The sequence below is a fragment of the Pseudomonas sp. LBUM1661 genome (assembly GCF_059695925.1).
In genome coordinates, this window is record NZ_CP166794.1 from 1,879,153 (window position 1) to 1,901,028 (window position 21,876).

Sequence of the window (21,876 nt, forward strand, 5' to 3'; positions counted from 1 at the left end):
CAACAGCCTTTAGATCCCTTGCGGAGTCTCTTCACCGCCCAACGCTTCAACCAGCGCCGGCAGGAAGTCGACGAAGGTCAGCATCATCAGGGTGAAGCTGGCGTCCAGTTGGCCGAGGGCTTCGTCGCCACCGTCCTGTTCCGCCTGATCCTGCAACAAATCTTCGAACTTCAGGCGCTTGACCGTCATTTTGTCGTCAAGCATGAACGACAACTTGTCCTGCCAGGCCAGCGACAGCTGGGTGACCACTTTGCCGGTGCTCAGGTGCAGCTGGATTTCTTCGCTGGTCAGGTCCTGGCGCTTGCAGCGCACGATGCCGCCGTCTTCGTGGGTGTCGCGCAGTTCGCACTCGTCCAGCACAAAGAAATCGTCCGCGGCTTTCTGGGTTTTGACCCAGTCGGTCATGGTCGCGGTCGGCGCCATTTTCACGGTCAGCGGACGTACCGGCAGCGAGCCGATCACTTCACGCAAGGTCGACAACAGGTCTTCGGCGCGTTTCGGGCTGGCCGAGTTCACCAGGATCAGGCCCTGTTTCGGCGCGATGGCGGCGAAGGTCGACGAGCGACGGATAAAGGCGCGGGGCAGGAAGGCCTGGATGATTTCATCCTTGATCTGATCGCGCTCCTTCTTATAGACCTTGCGCATCTGCTCGGCTTCGATCTCTTCGACCTTTTCCTTCACCGCGTCACGCACGACGCTACCCGGCAGGATGCGTTCTTCTTTACGGGCAGCGATCAGCAGGAAGTCGCCGCTGATGTGCACCAGCGGCGCATCTTCGCCCTTGCCAAACGGTGCAACGAAACCGTAGGTGGTCAACTCCTGGCTTGCACATGGACGCGCCAGTTTGGTGGCCAGTGCAGTTTCCAACGCCTCGGCATCAAAAGGCAGATCTTGGGTCAGGCGATAGATAAGCAGGTTTTTGAACCACATGGGGTGAGTCTCTCCTTATATACAAAGGGGGGCATTATTCTCTTCGCGGTGCCATAGGCCAACCCTTCTCTAAGCCTTTGGAAGGCCTGAGAAAATTATTTAAAAAAGTGCTTGCCAGAGGTGGGGTCGCTCCGTAGAATGCGCGCCACACCGAAGCGAAGGGTGATTAGCTCAGCTGGGAGAGCGTCTGCCTTACAAGCAGAATGTCGGCGGTTCGATCCCGTCATCACCCACCATTCGTTTCAAGTGTTACGCGCAGCGGTAGTTCAGTCGGTTAGAATACCGGCCTGTCACGCCGGGGGTCGCGGGTTCGAGTCCCGTCCGCTGCGCCATATTCGGTAACCTGGAATGCTGAACGCCAGGTCACCACGGAAAAGCCCGCTGATGCGGGTTTTTTTCTGTCCGAAGTTTGTAAGTTGTTCCTGCAGGGTGTGTCGTTTTTCAGGTTTTCGGATTTATTTGAAAAATATTTCAATTAAATCAACACTTTACGAAAACTTGTGGCATAATGCGCCCCGCAACGAAGGTAAAGGGTGATTAGCTCAGCTGGGAGAGCGTCTGCCTTACAAGCAGAATGTCGGCGGTTCGATCCCGTCATCACCCACCATTACTTTCAATGTTACGCGCAGCGGTAGTTCAGTCGGTTAGAATACCGGCCTGTCACGCCGGGGGTCGCGGGTTCGAGTCCCGTCCGCTGCGCCATATTCGGTCACCTGGAACGCTGAACGCCAGGTCACCACGGAAAAAGCCCGCTTAATGCGGGCTTTTTGCTGTCCGGGATTTGGCATTGTCGGGCAGCGCCCTCTGTAGGAGCGGGCTCGCTCGCGAAAAACCTGAGAGCACCGCCGTGTCTGCCAGTGCCGCGTCATCGTCGTCGACCTTCGCGAGCAAGCTCGCTCTTACAGGCGAAGATGACAGAAGCTTCATCCTCCGATTCCGGAAATGCGTTAAAACACCTGAACTTATCAGAAGTTTCCTGCTCTCATGCCGGTAGCCATTGGTCGTGGCCGCCTGATAAGCTCGCGGCTTTACTCGATTGCCCTTTAGGCGCATGAACAAGGAAATAGCATGAAACAGCATCGGTTGGCGGCGGCGGTGGCCCTGGTTAGCCTGGTACTTGCGGGTTGTGATTCGCAGACCAGCGTAGAGCTGAAAACCCCGGCGCAAAAAGCTTCCTACGGGATTGGCCTGAACATGGGCAAGAGCCTGGCTCAGGAAGGCATGGATGATCTGGATTCCAAGGCCGTAGCCCAAGGCATCGAAGATGCCGTCGGCAAGAAAGAACAGAAGCTGAAGGACGACGAACTGGTCGAAGCCTTCGCAGCACTGCAGAAGCGTGCTGAAGAGCGTATGGCCAAAATGAGCGAAGAGTCGGCAGCCGCTGGCAAGAAATTCCTCGAAGACAACGCCAAGAAAGCCGGTGTGACTACCACCGCTTCCGGCCTGCAATACGAAGTGGTCAAGAAAGCCGATGGCGCACAGCCTAAGCCGACCGACGTAGTGACCGTTCACTACACCGGCACCCTGACCAACGGTACCGTTTTCGACAGTTCCGTCGAGCGCGGCAGCCCGATCGATCTGCCGGTCAGCGGTGTGATTCCAGGTTGGGTTGAAGGCCTGCAACTGATGCACGTTGGCGAGAAGTACAAACTGTACATTCCAAGCGAACTGGCCTACGGCGCGCAAAGCCCAAGCCCGGCGATTCCAGCCAACTCGGTGCTGGTATTCGACCTGGAACTGCTGGCGATCAAAGATCCGGCCAAACAAGACGACGCTGCGAAGTAATTTGCGTCAGCTCTAAAAACAACGCCTCGCTTATGCGGGGCGTTGTTGCATCTGGCGTTCGGCAAGGAGTAAACAAAGCGAACGGATGCTGTAGGCTGGAGTCATAGCCAATGAGGACGCCTGTGCTAGCCGCGCCAGAGCGCCAAGTCAATGAAATCTTGGGTTTTTTTAGGTGAGTAAAAAACGCCCGATCTGAGTCAGGCCCTTATAAAACGGGGCTCTCAGGCGTGAAATGCAGCTCTGTTCACAAGGTTATCCACAATTTGTGTGGATAACATTTCAGCGGGAGGAATGATGAAAGTACCTTGGAATTTCGCACGTTTCCTGCCACTGGCCGGACGCTTGCTCGCGCGTGGACGTTTACCGACTTTGCTGTTCGCCGTGGCCAGTAAAGGCGCCAGCCAAGGCAACCGGCTGGGCAAACTGAAAGACGATCTGCGCTTGTTGCAGGCACTCTGCCTGGCTTACTGGCGCGGCGAGTACCGGGCGATCAGCCCCAAGGCCCTGATCTCGGTCGTGGCCGGCCTGATGTATTTCCTCAGTCCGGTGGACGCCATTCCGGATTTCATTCCAATGTTCGGCATGCTCGACGACATCGCCGTGCTGGCCTGGCTGATGAAAGTCCTCGACGACGAGCTCAACGCCTTCCGCGCCTGGCGCAAGCGTCAGTTGCCGGAGAAGCTCGCCGTGGTCGAGCGCCTGCCCGATACCCCGGAGCAACTTCAACTCCAGGGGCCGAAGAAAAACTGAGCCGATCCAGGATCATCCTTATATTCAAACCCCTCGCGACCTTGGCCGCTGTTAGGATTACACTTCTAGGGAAAAGTGCCGACTCGCTAAGTGTCGTTGTCCTACGGGGAAGTCATGGATATTCAGATAATCACACGCGAAGGCGAGCCCGAATATGCGGTTCTGCCATGGGCTCAGTATCAGGCTCTACTGAAAGCAGCAGGCATCAATCAACAACCGCCGCGAGTCGCCCCAGAGCGCCCCGCGACGACACCAGACCCGATTCTTCCGGGGCTGGATCAACTACGCAGTTTGCGCGAAGGGAAGGGCATCGCCATCGAGGCGCTGGCCCGCACGGTAGGCATCAGCCCGTCTTATCTGGCCTTGATCGAAAGTGGCGAGCGTCAACCCGACGCTGCGATTCGCCGCAGCCTGGCCTGGGAATTGACGGTGCCAGGGTGGAGGGATGAATCGTGAGCGTACGCATCAGTCGTCAACATTGGGACGGGTTGCTGGGCGAGCTGGATCAGGCGCGCCGCCAGCGTCATCTTTTGACGTATCGCGCGTTGCTGGAGCGGTTGCAGCTCCCCACGCCAGCGATGCAAACCTTGACCGCTGCCCTTGAGCATCTGGCCGCGCTGGATGCCAAGGCCGAACAGCCTTTGCGCAGTTCACTGGTGATCAGCCAGGGCGCCAGCCGCCTGCCGCGCACCGGTTTCTTTGAATGTGTCGAACGCCTCGGGCGTTTCTCCGGTCCTTCCGATGGCATCGCCGCGGCCTCCTGGCATGCTTCGGAGGTGGTGCGAGTGTTCGAATACGAGTACCCCGAGTCGGCGGAGGCCTGAGTGTTTTTACGACTCAAGGCGCGGGCCGGTTACTGGCTGGCCCGCCGGCTGTTTCACTGGTCGTGGTTTGTGCGCCAGCCCCGAGGCTGGAACTGGCTCGAAGGCCAGTTCGCGCGCATGGCCAACCTGGGTGATGTCGGCGCTCAAAGCTTCTATGGCCACATCCTGACCTTTCGCGGCGTCGGTCTTGGGGCGCGTGAGGAAGGTGTGCGATTGCTGCGCCTGGCGGCGTTGGCGGGCGATGGCAAGGCGGCGTATCAGGTGGGCGTGATCAGTTTGGCCGGAACGCCGAGCAAGGCGCCGGATCCGGCTGAGGCGGTGCGGTTTTGGGAGCTGGCTGCGAAGGCCGGGCATCCGTTGGCTGAAATCAAGTTAAAAGAGTTGGCGTCTCGCGGTTCTGCAGATTAGACACTTGCTTACCGACAAATAAACGTGGCGTGAGGGAAACCTCTCGCCACGTTTGCGTTTTGGCTTGAGTGTTGTTTGAAGATTGTTATTTGGCGAATAACCCTACACAAACATCCTCCTTTCCTGACTTCTTTCCTGCCTGATCCCCCGCAAAGTCTCGCGCGCTCTATTTTCTGCGCGAGGGATTGCTCACGAATACCCGCACCTCAACTATAGAGCTCACCGTGGATAGGATTGATGTGGCTTTTGATTGAGGTGCGAAATTTCTGGGCAAGGTCATCGGAAGTTTCCTTCAAGTTTTGGCGATTTCCATGAACTGGTTCGAAATGAGTTCAATCGATAGTCTCTGGTTGTCACTGAAAACTCAGTGATGGGGTGTAGGAACCCTTCAAGACTAGAGAAGGCGCCTTGGCGTCGACACCTGAATTGCGGCCGTCAACATGCGTCCGTAAGATCAGTTGCGGCGGCTGTGCGCGGGCACGCTTCGGCGTGGTCGAGTTCTCTGGTCTCGATATTCCTACCCCGCGTATAGCTGCCACCCAAGCCTGTAGGAAGGCCGATGGTAGCTCCACTTCTACCAGAGGTTTTAAGAATGAAAAATCTTCACCCAGATCCACCCTACGTAAAACCAATCCCCCATCCCGAAAACCGCTTCATGGCGCTCACCAGCAATTGTGATGACATGCCCACCCTGTTCGTTGACACCCACGCGCCGCTCGATGTTTTGTATGACGCTGCCAGCTACCGGATTCAGGCCGTCACCCAGGTGATGGAGAACCTGTCCATGCGCGGCTCGATCGAGTGTCAGTCGTTCATTCTCAGTGACTTTGCTTTGCTCTGCGCTATTCCGTTGCGGGATGGGTGTGATGTGCTGGATGTACTTGGGCGGCGGTTGCGGGCTCGACCGTCGGAGTAAGGCGGCTAAATGATCGTTCCCACGCTCCGCGTGGTAATGCAGCCCGTGACGCTGTGCGTCACATCGGTGTCAGGGTCGACATCGGCGCTACGCGGAGCCTGGGAACGATCAATCGGTAATCACCGATGCCCGGCAATCAACGCTTCCTCGGCTGCCGGCACCGCCAAACTATCAATCACATGCACGCTATACCCTGGCACATTCTTCGCGTGATGCTTGGCCTGCGACGCCATCTCCGCCAATTGGCTCGCATCGAGTTGTCCACAGGCCTGTGGATGCAAATGCACCACGCCGATCGACAGTGACAGCAGCGCAAATTCCTGACGCACACCCTGGCGATTCGGCGCGATGAAGCAGCCAGCCTCAAGGTGTTCGCTGCGATAAAAGCGCCGGCACTGGCTCTGGAAGTCGTCCAGCAACTGGTTCAAACGTTTGCGCCAGTCTTCCGGCCCTAGCACCAGCAGAAAGTCATCGCCGCCGATATGGCCGACGAAGTCGCGGGACGGATCGACGCGATCATTCAGGCATTGCGCCAGGCACAGCAGGACTTCATCGCCACGGCCGTAGCCGTAGATGTCGTTGAAGGGTTTGAAACTGTCGATGTCCACGTAGCAGATCACCGATTCCCGTTGCTGTTGCAGCAGGCGCGTCAGGCATTGCTGAATCGGCACGTTGCCCGGCAGCAAGGTCAGCGGATTGGCGTAGCGGGCTTGCTGGATCTTCAGTTCGGTAATCAGTTTGAGGACGTCGATGACCCGACCCAATCCCAAATAGCCACCGTTGAGGGTGATGATGAAATCTTCTTCAATGCGCTGCCGTGCGCGGCTGGTAATCAAGCGGCTGACCTGTTGCAGCGATTGGCTCATTTCCACGGCGAGAAAGTCGTCGTTCATCAAGCGGCTGATCGGTTTGCGGGCGAACAGGTCGGTGGCAAACGGCTTGAGCAGCGCGTCCGAGAGCGAATGCCGGTGGACGATGCCGCAGGGCTGGCCTAGTTCGTCGAGTACCGCCAGGGAGTTGAGATTGGCCTGGCGGCGGAAGGCTTCCAGCACGGTGGCGGTCGGGGTATGGCGGTCTACCGCCGGTTGGTCGTTGAGCAGGGCGCTGAGGTCGCTGCCTTCGTCGTTCAGCGCCACGGCGCTGCTGTCCTTTTTGGGCATCAAGGTCCGGGCGTCCCGAGGCGGCTGCTCCTGGGGGCGGCAAAGCAGATAACCCTGGACCAGGTCGACGCCCATCTCGGTCAACACTGCGAGCTCTTCCGGCAACTCAATGCCTTCGGCGATCACTTGCGCCCGTGAGGCCTTGGCGATTTGCAGGATTGAGCCGACAAACTCGCGTTTGAGGGCGTCCTGATGAATGCCGTCGATGAAATGCCGGTCGATTTTCACGTAATCCGGGCGCAACTCGGACCAGAGTCGCAGGCTCGAATAACCCGCCCCCAGATCATCCAGCGCAATGGAAAATCCCATCGCCCGGTAGTGATGCAGCGCGTTTTGCAGTAACTGGAAATCGTCAGTCGGGGTTTGTTCGGTGAGCTCGATCACCACCTGACTTGGCGGGATGCCGAAATCCTGCAGCAGTTGCAGGGTGCGCCCGGGTTGGTGGGCGGCTTCGAGCAGCGATTCCGGGGAGACGTTGAGGAACAGTTTGCCCGGCAGTTGTTGTTCGTTGAAACGTCGACAGGCACTTTCGCGGCAAGCTATTTCCAGCTCGTTCAGGAGACCGGCCTGGCGGGCGACGGAAAACAGTGCAATAGGGGAATGCAGCGGGCTGTTTGATGGGCCGCGCGTGAGGGCTTCGTAACCGACGATGCGTCGCTCAGAAAGGCAAATGATCGGCTGGAACAGGCTGTGCAAGCCGCTTTGAGCCAGTATGGAACTCAAGGCACTCAGCTGTTCTGTCGTGGTCATGGCAATCTCGGGGCGAAAAAAAGGGCTGGGATCACACGCTTGATAAGAGGTGCTCCAGCCCTTTATTTCACGACAGAATGATGACTGTTTGATGACGCTCCGGGGAGCGTCAGCATTAAAATGCCATCATCTTGCTTGTAACCACTTAGTGCTTGGCTACTGCGGTGTTGAGTTTCAGGTAGTCCAACAGAATCCGCCCGGTCTCGCTCAGGTAGGCATCGTCTTCTGGCTTGGTCTTGTCCTGCTCGGCCGCGATGGCGTCTTCGTCTTCTTTCTTCAGCTCTTTGAGCGGCTCTTCGCCCTTGGCCTTGCGACGCAGGTTCTCCATGACCAGTTGCTTGGCTTCGATGTCGGCGTGTTGTGCACGACGGTCGGCTTCATTGAGGCTGACGGTTTTTTCCGCCATCAATTTCTGCGCCAGGGCCAGTTTGTCGCGGATGAACACGAACTCCGCATCTTTGGCCGTGCGCACCTCATGTTCGGACTGGAGCTGCGAAATGTACGGTTTGAACGGGTCGACCGCCGGCTTGATGGCCGCTCGGATGGTGTCCCACGGCATGGCTTCCGGCAGCGCGCTTTCGCCGATTTCCTTGGTGTCGATGATCGACGGATAATCGATGTCCGGCAGTACGCCCTGATGCTGGGTGCTCTGACCGGAAACCCGGTAGAACTTGGCCAGGGTCAGTTTCAGTTCGCCATGATTCAGCGGCTGAATGGTCTGCACGGTGCCTTTACCGAAGGTCTGGCCGCCAATGATCAGCGCACGGTGGTAGTCCTGCATGGCGCCGGCAAAAATCTCTGAAGCCGAGGCGGACAAGCGGTTGACCAGCAACGCCATCGGGCCTTTGTAGAAGGCGCCCGGGTTTTCATCTTCCAGCACATCGACCCGGCCATCGGCGTTACGCACGAGAACGGTCGGACCTTTGTCGATGAACAGGCTGGTCAGCTCGGTGGCTTCCTGCAGGGAGCCGCCGCCGTTGTTGCGCAGGTCGATGACCACGCCGTCAACTTTGTCTTTCTGCAACTCGGTCAGCAATTTCTTGACGTCGCGAGTGGTGCTCTTGTAATCCGGATCGCCGGCACGGAAGGCCTTGAAGTCCAGGTAGAAGGCCGGGATCTCGATGACGCCGAGCTTGTAGTCCTTGCCATCCTGTTTCAGGTTCAGCACCGACTTCTTCACAGCCTGGTCTTCAAGCTTCACCGCTTCGCGGGTGATCGGCACGATCTTGGTGGTCTGGTCGTTCGGCGCATTGCTGGCCGGGATCACTTCCAGGCGGACCACGGTGCCTTTCGGACCACGGATCAGCTTGACCACTTCGTCGAGACGCCAGCCCACCACGTCGACCATCTCTTTGTTGCCCTGGGCAACGCCGATGATCTTGTCGGCCGGTGCAACCTGCTTGGTCTTGTCAGCCGGACCTGCCGGCACCAGGCGTACGACTTTCACCTGGTCGTTGTCGCTCTGCAACACGGCACCGATGCCCTCGAGGGACAGGCTCATGTTGATGTCGAAGTTCTCCGCGTTATCCGGCGACAGATAGTTGGTGTGCGGGTCGTAGGACATGGCGAAGGTGTTGATGTACGCCTGGAAGATGTCTTCCGGACGGGTCTGGTCCAGGCGCGCCAATTGGTTCTTGTAGCGCTTGGTCAGGGTTTCCTGGATCTGCTTGGGCTCTTTGCCGGCGATCTTCATCCGCAGCACTTCGTCCTTGACGCGTTTGCGCCACAGGTCGTCGAGTTCGGCGGTGGATTTGAGCCAAGGTGCATCCTTGCGATCGATCAGCAAGGTTTCCTTGGTGGTGAAGTCGATCTTGTCGACGCCCTTGTTCAGCTCTGCAAGGGCGAAGTCCAGACGCGCTTTGACGCGGTCCAGGTAGCGCTTGTAGATGGTGAACCCGGCGTTCAGGTCGCCACTTTTGAGGAAGTCGTCGAACTGGGTCTTCCACTTGTCGAATTCGGCAATGTCGCTGGCCATGAAGTAGCTGCGCGACGGATCCAGCAGCTTGAGGTAGCTGTCATAGATGATCACGGAGCGTGCATCATCGAGTGGCGGCTTGCTGTAGTGATGGCGCTTGAGCAACTCGACAACGTTCAGGCTGGCGATCACTTCGTCACGATCAGGCTGAAGCTTGTCCCAGCTATTTGCTGCGAACGTATTGCTCGACATCGGCAACAGGCCGATACCAATAAATAGGGCTAGGGCGGTGCTGGGGAACAAATGCTTCATGCTGATTCGACGCGGGGACAATTGATCACGCATATTAGGCCGTCTTTGAAGTCGCCGGTTCCACAAAGGGCCGGTCACATAATGCAAGAAAGCCCGGTGCTACAGCGACGGGCTCAGTCCAGACTCACTATGGAGGCACTGTGAAAGCATTGCAAGGCGTTGACGGTCAAGTGGAGTGGCTTGAAGAGCCGAGTCCTACATGCGATGTAGGGCAAGTTCGCATTCGTGTGGCGGCAGCGGGTCTCAATCGCGCCGATTTATTACAGAAGGCTGGCCTTTATCCGCCACCGCCGGGGGCCAGTCAGGTACTGGGTCTTGAGTGTTCGGGGGTGATCAGCGAGGTCGGCCCGGGGTCGTCGTGGCAGGTCGGTGATCGAGTCTGCGCCTTGCTGGCCGGGGGCGGGATGGCCGAGGAAGTGGTTGTCGACGGACGGCATGTGTTGCCGGTTCCCGACGAAATGTCGTTGGTCGAGGCGGCAGCATTGCCGGAAGTGTACGCGACCGTCTGGCTGAATCTGTTTCAACTGGCCGCGCTCAAACCGGGTGAGAAAGTTCTGCTGCACGCCGGAGCAAGTGGAATCGGTTCAGCTGCCATTCAGCTGTGCAAGGCGTTTGGTAACCCGTGCTGGGTCAGCGTCGGCTCCGCCGAGCGCCTGGCGTATTGCGAAGCGCTGGGTGCCCAGGGCGGTGTGGTGCGTAACGGGAATCTGCAGAGCTTGAATGATCTGGGGCCCTTCGATGTGATTCTCGATCCGGTGGGGGGCAATTACGCTGAGTTGAATCTGAAGCTGCTGGCCCGCGATGGCCGTTGGGTGCTGATCGGGTTGATGGGCGGCCGTGAGGCCAAGCTGGACCTGGCGCAGGTACTGGCCAAGCGCGTGCAATTGCTGGGGTCGACATTGCGCAGTCGCGACGATCAGTTCAAGGCCGATTTGTTCAGTGACCTCAGCCAGCATGTCTGGCCGTTGTTTGCCGAGGGACGGTTGAGTCCGCAACTTGCCAAGACCTTCCCGATCAAGGACGCCGAAGCGGCGTTTGCCGAGTTGGCGACGAACACCGTGGCGGGGAAGTTGGTGTTGGTGATTGACGAAAGCCTGACCTGACCCTTGTAGGAGCGAGCTTGCTCGCGATGAATGTGAAGGCGGCGCGTTTTACCAGGCTGCACGCGTTATCGTTCACGTCCATCGCGAGCAGGCTCGCTCCCACAGGGTGGCAAGGTTATTTCCAGAGGTGGACTGGCCAGCCGGCTTTTTCGGCGTGCTCAAACAGCACCGGATCCGGGTTTACCACGTGTGGGAAATCTACCTTCAACAACAACGGCAAATCGTTACGTGAGTCGGAATAAAAACTCGCGCCTTCGAGGTTTTCTTCTTCCGCATCCAGCCATTCCAGCAAGCGCGTGATCTTGCCTTCGCGGTAGGTCAGCGTGCCAACGGTGTTGCCGCTGTAAACGCCGTGTGTCACTTCCAGTTCGATGCCGAGAATTTCGTCGATGCCCAAGCGATCGGCAATCGGCCTGACCAGGTGCGTACCCGAAGCGGAGATCACCAGGATCCGGTCACCGGCCTTGCGATGAGCGGCGATGGCTTTGGTGGCATCGCTGAAGATGATCGGTTCGATGAAATCTTCTACCCAAGGTCCTACCAGATGGTCGACCTCTTCCGGCGTACGGCCAATCATCGGCTCGAGGCTGAAGGTCATGTATTCCTCCATCCGCAATTTGCCGTGGCTGTAGGCGTCCATCAGTTCGTTGTTCTGACGCATGAACGACTCGGGATCGACCCAGCCCAGGCGCCCCATTTGCTCGCTCCAGAGGGTGGCGCAGTCGCCGTGAATCAGGGTTTCGTCCAGATCAAAAATTGCCAGGGCCATCAGTGCGGTTCTCTCCGAGAACAGCTTCAAGCTATGAGCTTCAAGCTGCAAGAGGTGGATTGAGGTGCTCAGGAGTCTACAACTTGAAGCTTGCGGCTTGAAGCTTGCCGCTGCTTTCAAGCTACCTTACACAGGGCCGTCGGATCGATGGAAAGTGCCAGGCGCTGACCATCGGGATGCAGATCGGCCGCCGAGCGGTTCAGCACATCCACCACCAATTCCACGCCACGGGCCTCGACCCGGTAGCGAATCACGTTGCCCAGCAGGCTGTGGCTGCGCACTTGCGCGTCGAGTTCGCCGTTCAAACTGAGTTCGATGGCTTCCGGGCGAATAGCGATGCGGTGGGTGATCGGCCGTTGCAGCAGTTTTGTCGCGCTGTCGGCATCCAGCAGGTTGTAGTTGCCGATGAAACCGGCCGCGAAGACATCGACCGGCGCGGTGTACAGGGTTTCGGCGTCGCCGCTCTGTACGATTTTTCCCTGATTCATCAGGAAAATGCGGTCAGACATGGTCAGGGCTTCTTCCTGATCGTGGGTGACGAAGATGGTGGTCAGGCCCAGCTCGCGCTGGATCTGACGGATCTGTTCGCGCAAGTGCTTGCGAATCCGCGCATCCAGGGCGGACAGCGGTTCATCCAGCAGCAACAGGCGTGGCCGGGTGACCAGGGAGCGGGCGAGGGCGACACGCTGGCATTGGCCACCGGACAGTTGATGCGGGTAGCGGGCGGCAAAATCATTAAGCTCCACCAGCTTCAACACTTCGGCGACGCGTTTTTGGCTGTCGTCGGTGTTGACCTTCTGCATACGCAAACCGAACGCGACGTTCTGCTCCACGGTCATGTTGGGGAACAACGCATAGCTCTGGAACACCATGCCGATTCCACGTTTCTGCGGACTCAACGGCACAATATCGACGCCATCCAGCAGGATCTTGCCGCCATCCACCGACGTCAGCCCGGCAATGCAGCGCAGCAGTGTGGACTTGCCGCAACCCGACGGGCCGAGGAGGGTGACGAATTCGCCCTTCTGGATTTCGCAGTTGATATCGCTGAACACGGTGGTGCCGGCGTAATTCTTTTGAAGGTGTTGGACGCTGACGTAGCTCATTCGCTTTTGTCCTTGTTCAAGATATTGGCAACCCAGGTCAGGACCAGCACAAAGAAGAAGTAGGAAATCACCAGCGCACTGGTGAAATGGCCGCTGCTGTTGCGCATGTTGTTGAGGTAGACCTGCAGGGTTTCGTAGCGGGTGCCGACGAGGATGTTGGCGAACACGAATTCACCGAACAGGAACGAGAAGGACAGCAGCAACGCCACCATCAAACCCTTGCGCAAGTTCGGTAGCACCACCAGAAACGCCGCTTGCCAGGTGCTGGCACCGAGCAGTTGCGCGGCGTCCATCAGGTCGCGCAAGTTGATCGCTTGCAGGTTGTTGGTGATCGCCCGGTACATGAACGGCAGCGCCACGGTGAAGTAGCAACCGATCAAAATCCACGGCGTGCCGACCATCGCGAATGGCCCTGAACCATAAAGTTGCAACAACCCCACCGATGACACCACCGGCGGCACCGCGAAGGGCAGCAGGATCAGGATGTTCATCAGCGCGTCGAGTTTCGGGAAGTGGTAATGCACCACGAACAGCAACGGCAGAATCAGCACCACCGACAGAATCAGCGAGCCCACACACACCAGCAGTGACTGCCCGAATGCACTGAGAAAGCGTGGATCGCTCCACAGCTGCACATACCATTTGAAGGTAAAGCCGCTGGGCAGAATAGTTGCCGACCAGCTGCTGGAAATCGAGTAGATCAGCGTGCCGGCCAGCGGCAATAACAGAATGGCAAACAGCAGGTACACCACCACCCGGTGGTAGATTCCGACCGGACCCAATTCAGCGCGAGACATGGTAGCTCCTCTTCAACAGCAGCTGATGCACGATGGTCACCAGGGTCATCAACGCCACCAGCACCACGGCCAGGGCACTGGCCAGGTTCGGGTCGAGGGAAATGTCGCCCGAGACCATTGCCGCGATTCGGATCGGCAGCACGTTGAAGTTGCCGGTGGTCAGGGCGTACACCGTGGCGTAGGCGCCGAGGGCGTTGGCCAGCAGGATCACGAACGTGCCGAGCAGCGCCGGCGTCAGCACCGGCAAGCCGATGTGCCGCCAGAACTGCCAGCCGTTGGCGCCGAGCAGGGCGGCAGATTCACGCCAGTCTTCACGCAGGGCGTCGAAGGCCGGGTAGAGCAGCAACACGCCCAGGGGAATCTGGAAGTAGGTGTAGAGAATGATCAGCCCGGTTTTCGAGTACAGGTTGAAATCCTGAATGATCCCGGCTTGCTTGAGCATGATGGTGAAGCTGCCGTTGAAGCCCAGCAGGATGATGAAGGCAAAGGCCAGGGGCACGCCGGCGAAGTTGCTGGTCATGTTGGCGAAGGCGTTGACGAAGTTGCGTAGTTTCGAGTCGACCCGGCGCAGGGAATAGGCGCCGAGCACGGCGATGATGATCCCGAACACGCTGGACCAGAAGCTGATCTCGAGGCTGTACTGGATCGCCTGCAAGTAGAACTTCGAATTGAAAATCTTGGTGAAGTTGGCCAGGCCCCAGCCGAACTCTTCGGATTCCAGACTGTTGATCATCACCCAGACCAGCGGGGCGATCTCGAACACGATAAAGAACAGTGTGAAGGGCAACAGGCATAAGGCTGCCAGCCATTTACCACGGGAAATGGCGTTCACTTGAGCAGCTCCCGGCACACAGGTTTGTCGTGGGCAACGCCGAGCAATTCGCAGACGGTGCCGCAGATTTCTGTCTGTTTCGGTGTGGCGCTGGCGCTGAAACTGAAGGCATCGCCGAGCACGAACAGCGGTACTTCGCGTTCTTCCGGCAGCAGGCCATTGTGGGAACGGTCATTGTTCATGCCGTGGTCAGCGGTTACCAGCACCTGATAACCGGCGTCGAGCCAGCCTTGCAGGTAGTCGGCGAGGATGATATCGGCCGAGCGGGCGCTGTTGCGGTATTGCGGCGTGTCGAGACCGTGCTTGTGCCCGGCGTCGTCGATGTTCATGGGGTGAACCAGCAGAAAGTTCGGCGCGTGGCGCAGGCGCAGGTTTTCCGCGTCGGCGAACAGGTGCGAATCCGGGTAGTGATCGTTCCAGTAAAAATGACCGTGCTGGATCGGCAAGTCGGGATTCTCGGTGTGACGGTCCCGGGCGGCAACGAAGGGCGAACGGTTATACAGCTCGCTGACCCAGTGATAGGCCGCGGCGGCGGTTTTCAGCCCGGCGTCGCGGGCGTAGTGGTAGATGCTGCGCTGGTTGGACAGGCGCGAGACGTTGTTGTGAACGATGCCGCTGTCGATCGGCGTAACGCCGGTGAGGATGCATTCGTAAAGCGGTCGGGACAGGGCCGGCAGTTCGCACTCCAGTTTGTAGAGCGCCGCGCGTCCTGCGCCAACGTAAGCCTGCAGGTGCCCCATGGCGTGGCGCGCAACCTCATAGCTGAGGCCGTCGAGCACGACAAGGATGACGTTGTGCTTCATAGGGGCGATGACTCCGTGTGTGCCGTCGAAACCTGTAGGCGCGAAGCTTGCTCGCGAAGAAGGACTGACATTCAACATTGATGTTGGCTGAGAGTTTGTCTTCGCGGGCAAGCCTCGCTCCTGCAAGGGTTGTCGCGTTACTTCATTTCAACGATGACTTCTTCGTTCCACTTCTGCGGCAGAGCCTTGGAAGTCTTTTCCCATGCGTCGGCATCTTTGATTGGCGTTACTTTTTTGTACTGCTCGTTCGGCAGCAGCTTGGCCTGAACATCGGCTGGCAGCGTCAGGTGTTCGGCGCGGATCGGACGGGCGTTGCCGCGCGCCAGGTTGATCTGGCCGGCATCGCTGAAGATGTATTCGCGGGTCAGCTTGGCGGCGTTCGGGTGCTTGGCGTATTTGTTGATGATGGTGGTGTAACCGGAAATCACCGAGCCGTCGGATGGAATCAGCACGATGTAGTCGTCCGGATTGGCCATCTTGGCCTTGTAGCTCAGGCCGTTGAAGTCCCAGACCACGCCGACTTCGATTTCACCCTTTTCCATCGTGGCGATGGTGGGGTTGGCCATGGACAGGCGGCCTTGTTTGGCGATGTCCGCGAACAGCAACAGCGCTGGCTGCAGGTTCTTCTCGTCGCCACCATTGGCCAGTGCGGCGGCCAGTACGCCGTTGGCGGCTTGGGCAGCGGTGCTCACGTCACCGATGGAAACCTTGTACTTGCCGGTCTTGAGGTCAGCCCATTTGGTTGGCGCTTCGGAGCCGTGCAGCAACTTCTTGTTGACGATGAAAGCGATGGTGCCGGTGTAGGCCAGGGCCCAGTTACCATCCTTGTCTTTGGCCCAGTCCGGGACCTGCGCCCAGGTGCTTGGTTTGTAAGGCTGCACGACGCCTTGCTTGACCGCGATCGGGCCGAAGGCTGCACCGACGTCGCCGATGTCGGCGCTGGCGTTGTCTTTTTCAGCGGCGAACTTGGCGATTTCCTGCGCCGAACTCATGTCGGTGTCGATGTGTTTCAGGCCGTAGGTCTTGGCCAGATCTTCCCAAGTGCCTTTCCAGTTTGCCCAGTCATCGGGCATGCCGACGCTATTGACGGCGCCTTCCGCTTTCGCAGCGGCTTCGAGCGTTTTCAAGTCGGTATCAGCGGCCATGGCGGCGGTGCACATGGCAATGGTCGAGCCTAACAGTGATGCCAGGAAAAGCTTTTTCATCCGAAGCTCCTTTGGGCGTTTTCAACGCTGCGATTGCGGTTGTGTTGGTCTAGGTCAGCAATACCTGAGCCAATTTAGGCGGGTTGGATGACATTTTGATGTCGACGACCGGTCTGCCCATATTTTCTGTGCTGCAATACTCAGGGTGCGAGTTAAGCGTAGACCATGTCTAAAGGGCTGATATGAAAGGACTTGGCCGTTAAATTGCAGGAGTCTGGCGCAACCGTTCGGCGGCTTTGTCATCTACCAGTCATATGCAGTGCCTAGGCTTGCAGGCAGTTGATGGCGCCGTTTTGAGTCGCGGTAGCGCCCCGAAACAGTGCTGGTCTAGTCCAGATAGGTAACGTTGATGCGCATCGAGACAACCAAAGCGGTGACAGCCATCGGGCAGGTGCTTCAGGAGCAGCTCGACCATGGGTTGTTGGCGCCTGGAAGCAAGTTGCCGGCCGAGCGCAAGCTCAGTGAGTTGTTCGGTACCACGCGGATTACCGTGCGTGAGGCGTTGTTGCAGTTGGAAGCGCAGGGGCAGATTTATCGGGAGGAGCGTCGTGGCTGGTTCGTGTCGCCGCCACGCCTGGCTTATAACTTGATGCAGCGCAGTCACTTTCACGCGATGGTCAGTGCTCAGGGGCGCGTGCCGTCAACCGAGGTGATTTCGGCGCGGTTGCAGCCTGCGTCGGCGGCGGTGTGTGCCTGGTTACAGTTGCCTGCTTTGTCGAGTGTGATTCAGATTTGCCGGGCGCGGCGGATTGATGAGCGGCTGGTGTTGTATGTGGAGCATTATTTGAATCCTCAGTATTTTCCGGGGATTCTGGAATTCGATTTGAATCAGTCGATTACCGAGTTGTATGCGCGGCATTACGATTTGCACTACGGGCGGGTGCGCTTCGAGATTGTGCCGACGGCGTTGTCGGTGGATGCGGCGGCGGCTTTACGGGTGTCGGTGGGGAGTCCAGGGCTGCGGATTGCTCGGGTTAATTATGATCAGCATGGGCGGTTGATCGATTGTGACCTTGAGTTTTGGCGGCATGATGCGATTCACGTCGGGGTTGATGTGGTTTGACCTTGGCGGCCTTCGGGCCGGCCATGCTCTTGGTTGATTTGGGTGTATATCCGTTGCTGCGGTAACGGCGGTTTGGGGTTTCGCCCATACGGCGAGTCCCCTCAGCCTCCCGATATAGGGGCGGGTGGATCAAGATCAAGAGCTGAAGGCGAGCTCACGCTCGGCCTGATGAGTGGTGAGAAGCGAAGCGGTACGTCGCTCTGCTTTTGATTTTCTGTAGGCGCGAGGCTTGCCCGCGAAGGCGGCCTAGTAGCCGACCAGTCCCTCACAGATGAACATAGTCCAAATGTGGGAGCTGGCTTGCCTGCGATGGCGTCATTCGAACCGGCAAATCTCTCGCGGGCGCACCGGATCCAACTGTGGGAGCGAGCCTGCTCGCGATGACGGTCTTCGATCCGACCCATCCCTCGCAGGCGCACGGGTTTCTGTATGAACCTACCTCACTCAAGGCTTCGCATTGGCATACAGATAATCGGTCGCCAAAGAAGCCAACGTCCGCACCCCGACCACCAACGCCGATTCATCCACAAAGAACCCCGGATTATGATTCGGCGCAGCCTTGCTCATGTCCTGGTCCCGCGGCGTTACCCCGAGAAATACGAACAACCCCGGTGCTTCCTTGGCATAGAAAGAGAAATCCTCCGCGCCCCCCACCAACGGTCCTTGCACCACATCGTCTTTCGCCGCCCAGCGTAATGTCGGCAACATTTTCTCGGTCAGTGCCGGGTTGTTAATGGTCGGGTCGTATTTTTCGATGATGGTGACTTCGGCTTTTGCGCCGCCGCTCTCGGCGATTTTTTCCACGGTCTGGCGGACGTCGGCATGCAGTTTCTGGCGGATGCCGTAGTCGTAGGAGCGGATGGTGCCGGTCATGTCCACGGACTCGGGAATGATGTTATAGCGGGTGCCGCCGTTGATGGTGCCGATGCTGACCACCGAGGGATAGGACGAGATGTCGGTGCGGCGGCTGACCACGGTTTGCAGGCCGACGATGGTTTGCGCGCCGACGGTGATCGGGTCGATGCCGTCCCAGGGTCGGCCGGCGTGGGTTTGTTTGCCGAGGATTTTGATTCGCAGGTCGTCGGAGCTGGCCAGGGTCGGGCCGGGGCGGTAGGCGATCTGGCCGGCGGGGACGCCGGCCCAGACGTGCAGGCCAAACACCGCGTCCGGTTTCGGCGATTTCATCACACCTTCCTGAATCATCATTTTCGCCCCCCAGGTGTTTTTTCCATCGGGGATGAAGTCGCTTGGGCCTTCTTCGGCGGGCTGGAAGTAGAACACCACCGTGCCGGGCAAGGTGTCGCGCATGCCGCTCAGGATTTTCGCTGTGCTGAGCAGGATGGCGGTGTGGGCGTCGTGGCCGCAGGCGTGCATCACGTCGACTTCTTTGTCCAGGTACGTGCCCTTGGCTTTCGAAGCAAAAGGCAAGTCCGAGACTTCCTTGACCGGCAGCGCATCCATGTCGGCACGCAGGGCCACGGTCGGGCCGGGCCGGGCGCCTTTTAGTACCGCGACCACGCCCGTGCGGGCGACCCCGGTTTTCACTTCCAGGCCCATGGCCCGCAGCTGTTTGGCGACCAGTTCGGCCGTGCGTTTTTCGGTGTTGCCCAGTTCAGGATGGGCATGAATATCGCGGCGCGTTTCCAGCAGTTCCGGCTCAAGCGCGGTGGCTTGATCGGCGATGCGCGTGCGGGCATCTTGCAGAGTGTCGGCGCTGGCGTAAGAGGCCAGCGTGCCGAACAGGGTGAGCAGGCAAGCCTGTGCAATGCGGGTCAGTTGCATCGGGGTTCTCCATGACGATTGTTATCGGGCTTCAGTGCCTGTGACCGAGGTATCTGCCGAGCGTGCTATTCCTTCTGCGGTCCACCGCCAGCCGTAATCACTTGCACGCTCATGCGTGGCATGGCCAGGTCCATCCCGGCTTCATCCAAATGGCGCTTGAGCGACAGGTTGAACGCTCGGGACACTTCCCACTGCTTGATCGGCGCAGTCTTGAAGCGGGCGCGAAGAATCGCGTTGCCGGACTCGAAACTCTCTACACCCTGGATCTCCAGCGGCGACCAGATATTGCGCCGTTGCAGCGGATCGGTGCGCATTTTCTGGCCGACTTCGCGCATCAATTTGATGGCGTTGTCGATGTCCATGCTGGCCGGGATCGCCACGCGGAAAATCGCATAGCCGAATTCCCGTGAGTAGTTCTTGATGCTTTTGATTTCGCTGAACGGAATGGTGTGGACGATGCCGTCGATGTCCCGCAGGCGCACGGTGCGAATGGTCAGCCCTTCGACGGTGCCGAGGTGACCGCCCACGTCCACGTAGTCGTCGATGGCCAGCGAGTCTTCGATGATGATGAACAATCCGGTGATCAGGTCGGCGACCAGCGATTGCGCACCGAAACCGATGGCCAGGCCGATCACGCCGGCACCCGCCAGCAGTGGCGTGACGTTCATGCCCATGTTCGCCAGGGCGACGATCAGCGCGATGATGAAAATGGCCACGAACAGCACGTTGCGGATCAGCGGCATCATCGTCTGGGCGCGGGCGTTGGCCAGGCCTTTGCGCGAGGGTGAGGGCGTGGTGCACGGCGGTGTCGCTGAGGATCCAGATCAGCCAGGCGAAAATCAGCGTGCCGGCGAGGCTGAAGAGTTTGACGCTGACTTCGTGGCCTTCGCCTTCGGTGAAGGTGATCAATGACATGCCCCATACCCGCAGGCCGAGCTCGATGAACACCAGCCACACCAGCAAATGAGCCAGGGTGTAGAAGAAGCTTTTCAGGCGATCCGAATACAGCGCATGGCGTTTCACGCTGCGTTGCGGTTTAAGGGCGTGGCGACGCACCAGCCCATTGATGACCATGCACAACACCACCAACACCGTGCAAATCAGCGACTGGCGCAATGCGGTGCTGGTGTCGCCAGCGGAAATGAACGTGGCGAACAGCGAAATGGCCACCAGCACCAGCGCCGGTATGTACCAGAAAGTCCCGAGAATTTCGATGGTGTCGCTGAGCGCCCGGCGAGTCAGGCGCCGGGACAGCGGCTGATTGCGGATCAAGTGCGCGATGGGTCGGCGGAACCGCAGGATGAACAACCCCGTGGACAATGCGGCCAGGACATTGGCCACGGTCGCGGCGGTGTGCGCCAGGTGAGTGCCGAGGCTGGTGACCAGTCGTGGATCGCTCAGGGCTTCACCGAAAGCGGCGAAACTGCCGATCAGCCACAACGGGCGAAAGGCCTGGTGCCGCAGGATGTACAAGGCGCGATGACGGTGCGGACCGTCGAGCACGGAAAAGGCGATCACGCAGATCGCCGAAAAGCAGGTGCCGACCACCAGCGCATAGGCCAGCACCATGGCCAGGCTTTTGCCCAGTGACGAGGGCAGCGCGTAGCTCATGTACACCGTGATCACCAAGGCAATCAGCCACGGCCCGAGTTTGCGCAGGGCGAAGCGCAGCATGTCCAGGGCTTTGGGGTGTTGCGGCAGTTCTTCGGTCAGGCCAAAGCGCATCCGCACCCGGTGGCTAATCCAGATCAACGCCGCCGCCAGCAGGCTCCAGACCATCAGGATCATGGCAAAGCCAAAGATGATCGGCAGCCATTCGTTGGCCGGCAACACCAGTGCGGCCAGTTCATCCTTGGCCAGATCAAACTCTTCGGACCAGCGAGTGACCGGGCTGTCCGCTCCGGAAAACTGCTTTTCGAAATTGGCCAGGGTTCCGCCAATCAGGCCCAGCACACCTTGCTCGGTGGCGGGTTGAGCCTTTTTGGTGGCGTCGCGCAGCTTCTTCAAATCCGCCAGCAACTTGCTCCGTTGCTGATCGTTTTCCAGCGACTTGATCACTTCGTCCAGGGATTGCCCCAGCGGTTCTTGTGCTTCTGGCTGGGGTTTCGCAGGGCTGTTGAGCAGGCCCGGCAAACTGACCGCCTGGGCAGGCGCCATCGGCAGCAGCGTCATGAGGCAGACAAGGAAGAAACACGGCAGGGCAAAGAGACGAGCGAACACTAGGCGGTCAACCTTCGGATGAGCGGATCGACCGAGTGTACGAGCCCGTCAAAATCAATGCGAGCCAGGGGCGAGGATTTATTCGTTGAGTTTGGCGAGGATCTTGAAAACCACGGTGGCGAGGATCGTCAGCATGCCGATCCACATCGCGAACACACCGGCGTTTTTGTCGCGAAAGTTGAAGCCGATGGCCAGCATGATCATCCCGGCGAGAATCGGGATCAGCATGGCGTGAAAGGAGGATAGAGAGATCATGAGCGACTGCCTTGTCGAAAGGAGTAATTGAAGTCTAGGTGGCTTTTGGGCGACAGGTGGTGAGGTGTATTAGAAATGAATCACTGTGATCATGAAATTTGCATTGTTTAACTTGACGCCATCGCGGGCAAGCCCGCTCCCACAGGGTTTCGCATTAACCTGTGGGAGCGGGCTTGCCCGCGATGTTTTTG

Annotated in this window: 19 protein-coding genes, 4 tRNA genes and 1 pseudogene; 12 read left to right on the forward strand and 12 right to left on the reverse strand. The window is 58.7% G+C overall.

Annotation, left to right across the window (positions count from 1 at the left end; translation table 11 throughout):
• Positions 1–9: 9 nt before the first annotated feature.
• A complete protein-coding gene (gene rdgC, locus ACA057_RS08595) occupies positions 10–930 on the reverse strand; it encodes a recombination-associated protein RdgC (RefSeq protein WP_497347481.1) in 921 nt (306 codons plus the stop codon).
• A 160-nt stretch (positions 931–1,090) separates the two neighbouring features.
• On the opposite strand from rdgC, the gene ACA057_RS08600 reads away from it, so the two are divergent.
• From ACA057_RS08600 to ACA057_RS08645, 10 genes are all read left to right on the forward strand, one after another.
• Positions 1,091–1,166 (forward strand) — tRNA-Val (locus ACA057_RS08600).
• A gap of 19 nt (positions 1,167–1,185) precedes the next feature.
• Positions 1,186–1,262: transfer RNA gene (locus ACA057_RS08605), tRNA-Asp, on the forward strand.
• A gap of 199 nt (positions 1,263–1,461) precedes the next feature.
• A tRNA-Val gene (locus ACA057_RS08610) sits at positions 1,462–1,537 on the forward strand.
• 18 nt (positions 1,538–1,555) lie between these two features.
• Positions 1,556–1,632: transfer RNA gene (locus ACA057_RS08615), tRNA-Asp, on the forward strand.
• Positions 1,633–1,998: 366 nt separating this feature from the next.
• Positions 1,999–2,715, forward strand: coding sequence for a BamJ family beta-barrel-assembly machinery protein (gene bamJ / locus ACA057_RS08620; protein WP_059401927.1), 717 nt, complete (start codon positions 1,999–2,001; stop codon positions 2,713–2,715).
• Positions 2,716–3,009: 294 nt separating this feature from the next.
• Entirely contained in the window at positions 3,010–3,465 is a 456-nt protein-coding gene (locus tag ACA057_RS08625) for a YkvA family protein (RefSeq protein WP_401358162.1), read from the forward strand.
• 114 nt (positions 3,466–3,579) lie between these two features.
• Positions 3,580–3,921 carry a helix-turn-helix domain-containing protein gene (locus ACA057_RS08630; RefSeq protein WP_401358161.1) on the forward strand — a complete coding sequence of 114 codons (342 nt, stop codon included), beginning with the start codon at positions 3,580–3,582 and terminating at the stop codon, positions 3,919–3,921.
• A complete protein-coding gene (locus tag ACA057_RS08635) occupies positions 3,918–4,289 on the forward strand; it encodes a hypothetical protein (RefSeq protein ID WP_059401930.1) in 372 nt (123 codons plus the stop codon). The genes ACA057_RS08630 and ACA057_RS08635 overlap by 4 nt, the downstream gene beginning before the upstream one ends.
• Positions 4,290–4,697 carry an SEL1-like repeat protein gene (locus ACA057_RS08640; protein ID WP_497347484.1) on the forward strand — a complete coding sequence of 136 codons (408 nt, stop codon included), beginning with the start codon at positions 4,290–4,292 and terminating at the stop codon, positions 4,695–4,697.
• 592 nt (positions 4,698–5,289) lie between these two features.
• Positions 5,290–5,613 (forward strand): hypothetical protein, encoded by a 324-nt coding sequence (locus ACA057_RS08645; RefSeq protein WP_497347486.1) that lies wholly within the window; start codon positions 5,290–5,292, stop codon positions 5,611–5,613.
• A 119-nt stretch (positions 5,614–5,732) separates the two neighbouring features.
• Here ACA057_RS08645 and ACA057_RS08650 read toward each other — a convergent pair whose 3' ends face one another.
• Positions 5,733–7,523 (reverse strand): bifunctional diguanylate cyclase/phosphodiesterase, encoded by a 1,791-nt coding sequence (locus ACA057_RS08650; protein ID WP_497347488.1) that lies wholly within the window; start codon positions 7,521–7,523, stop codon positions 5,733–5,735.
• Positions 7,524–7,668: 145 nt separating this feature from the next.
• On the reverse strand, positions 7,669–9,750 hold the full coding sequence (locus tag ACA057_RS08655) for a carboxy terminal-processing peptidase (protein WP_497347490.1): 2,082 nt from the start codon (positions 9,748–9,750) through the stop codon (positions 7,669–7,671).
• A gap of 140 nt (positions 9,751–9,890) precedes the next feature.
• Between ACA057_RS08655 and ACA057_RS08660 the strand changes: the two genes are divergently transcribed.
• A complete protein-coding gene (locus tag ACA057_RS08660; protein ID WP_497347492.1) occupies positions 9,891–10,853 on the forward strand; it encodes a zinc-binding dehydrogenase in 963 nt (320 codons plus the stop codon).
• Between the two features lie 115 nt (positions 10,854–10,968).
• Here the strand turns inward: ACA057_RS08660 and ACA057_RS08665 are convergent, their stop codons facing one another.
• From ACA057_RS08665 to ACA057_RS08690, 6 genes are all read right to left on the reverse strand, one after another.
• Positions 10,969–11,622: an HAD family hydrolase gene (locus tag ACA057_RS08665; protein ID WP_497347494.1), complete on the reverse strand. Its 654-nt coding sequence runs from the start codon at positions 11,620–11,622 to the stop codon at positions 10,969–10,971.
• Between the two features lie 116 nt (positions 11,623–11,738).
• On the reverse strand, positions 11,739–12,728 hold the full coding sequence (locus ACA057_RS08670) for an ABC transporter ATP-binding protein (protein ID WP_497347496.1): 990 nt from the start codon (positions 12,726–12,728) through the stop codon (positions 11,739–11,741).
• The gene (locus ACA057_RS08675) at positions 12,725–13,525 is read right to left on the reverse strand and encodes an ABC transporter permease (RefSeq protein WP_497347498.1); all 801 of its coding nucleotides are present in this window, start codon (positions 13,523–13,525) and stop codon (positions 12,725–12,727) included. The genes ACA057_RS08670 and ACA057_RS08675 overlap by 4 nt, the downstream gene beginning before the upstream one ends.
• Entirely contained in the window at positions 13,512–14,357 is an 846-nt protein-coding gene (locus ACA057_RS08680) for an ABC transporter permease (RefSeq protein ID WP_497347500.1), read from the reverse strand. Before ACA057_RS08680 ends, ACA057_RS08675 begins: the two co-directional genes overlap by 14 nt.
• Positions 14,354–15,160, reverse strand: coding sequence for an alkaline phosphatase family protein (locus ACA057_RS08685; protein WP_497347502.1), 807 nt, complete (start codon positions 15,158–15,160; stop codon positions 14,354–14,356). The genes ACA057_RS08680 and ACA057_RS08685 overlap by 4 nt, the downstream gene beginning before the upstream one ends.
• Before the next feature lie 137 nt (positions 15,161–15,297).
• Positions 15,298–16,365 (reverse strand): ABC transporter substrate-binding protein, encoded by a 1,068-nt coding sequence (locus ACA057_RS08690; protein WP_497347504.1) that lies wholly within the window; start codon positions 16,363–16,365, stop codon positions 15,298–15,300.
• 349 nt (positions 16,366–16,714) lie between these two features.
• Here ACA057_RS08690 and phnR point away from each other — a divergent pair, with 349 nt between their 5' ends.
• Positions 16,715–17,428 carry a phosphonate utilization transcriptional regulator PhnR gene (phnR, locus tag ACA057_RS08695; RefSeq protein WP_497347506.1) on the forward strand — a complete coding sequence of 238 codons (714 nt, stop codon included), beginning with the start codon at positions 16,715–16,717 and terminating at the stop codon, positions 17,426–17,428.
• Positions 17,429–17,872: 444 nt separating this feature from the next.
• Here phnR and ACA057_RS08700 read toward each other — a convergent pair whose 3' ends face one another.
• The 3 genes and pseudogenes from ACA057_RS08700 to ACA057_RS08710 all read right to left on the reverse strand — a co-directional run bounded on the left by ACA057_RS08700 (position 17,873) and on the right by ACA057_RS08710 (position 21,685).
• Entirely contained in the window at positions 17,873–19,210 is a 1,338-nt protein-coding gene (locus ACA057_RS08700) for an amidohydrolase (protein WP_497347508.1), read from the reverse strand.
• 65 nt (positions 19,211–19,275) lie between these two features.
• Positions 19,276–21,430 (reverse strand): annotated as a pseudogene (locus tag ACA057_RS08705) (mechanosensitive ion channel domain-containing protein).
• A 78-nt stretch (positions 21,431–21,508) separates the two neighbouring features.
• Positions 21,509–21,685, reverse strand: coding sequence for a hypothetical protein (locus tag ACA057_RS08710; RefSeq protein ID WP_497347510.1), 177 nt, complete (start codon positions 21,683–21,685; stop codon positions 21,509–21,511).
• Positions 21,686–21,876: the final 191 nt, after the last annotated feature.

Excerpts from the sequence above, each read along its gene's own strand:
- ACA057_RS08700 (WP_497347508.1), bottom strand. The coding sequence starts at position 19,210 with ATGCAACTGACCCGCATTGCACAGGCTTGCCTGCTCACCCTGTTCGGC.
- ACA057_RS08630 (WP_401358161.1), top strand. The coding sequence starts at position 3,580 with ATGGATATTCAGATAATCACACGCGAAGGCGAGCCCGAATATGCGGTT.
- rdgC (WP_497347481.1), bottom strand. The coding sequence starts at position 930 with ATGTGGTTCAAAAACCTGCTTATCTATCGCCTGACCCAAGATCTGCCT.
- ACA057_RS08685 (WP_497347502.1), bottom strand. The coding sequence starts at position 15,160 with ATGAAGCACAACGTCATCCTTGTCGTGCTCGACGGCCTCAGCTATGAG.
- ACA057_RS08690 (WP_497347504.1), bottom strand. The coding sequence starts at position 16,365 with ATGAAAAAGCTTTTCCTGGCATCACTGTTAGGCTCGACCATTGCCATG.
- ACA057_RS08655 (WP_497347490.1), bottom strand. The coding sequence starts at position 9,750 with ATGAAGCATTTGTTCCCCAGCACCGCCCTAGCCCTATTTATTGGTATC.
- ACA057_RS08675 (WP_497347498.1), bottom strand. The coding sequence starts at position 13,525 with ATGTCTCGCGCTGAATTGGGTCCGGTCGGAATCTACCACCGGGTGGTG.
- ACA057_RS08645 (WP_497347486.1), top strand. The coding sequence starts at position 5,290 with ATGAAAAATCTTCACCCAGATCCACCCTACGTAAAACCAATCCCCCAT.
- ACA057_RS08670 (WP_497347496.1), bottom strand. The coding sequence starts at position 12,728 with ATGAGCTACGTCAGCGTCCAACACCTTCAAAAGAATTACGCCGGCACC.
- ACA057_RS08625 (WP_401358162.1), top strand. The coding sequence starts at position 3,010 with ATGAAAGTACCTTGGAATTTCGCACGTTTCCTGCCACTGGCCGGACGC.
- ACA057_RS08650 (WP_497347488.1), bottom strand. The coding sequence starts at position 7,523 with ATGACCACGACAGAACAGCTGAGTGCCTTGAGTTCCATACTGGCTCAA.
- phnR (WP_497347506.1), top strand. The coding sequence starts at position 16,715 with ATGCGCATCGAGACAACCAAAGCGGTGACAGCCATCGGGCAGGTGCTT.
- ACA057_RS08665 (WP_497347494.1), bottom strand. The coding sequence starts at position 11,622 with ATGGCCCTGGCAATTTTTGATCTGGACGAAACCCTGATTCACGGCGAC.
- ACA057_RS08710 (WP_497347510.1), bottom strand. The coding sequence starts at position 21,685 with ATGATCTCTCTATCCTCCTTTCACGCCATGCTGATCCCGATTCTCGCC.
- bamJ (WP_059401927.1), top strand. The coding sequence starts at position 1,999 with ATGAAACAGCATCGGTTGGCGGCGGCGGTGGCCCTGGTTAGCCTGGTA.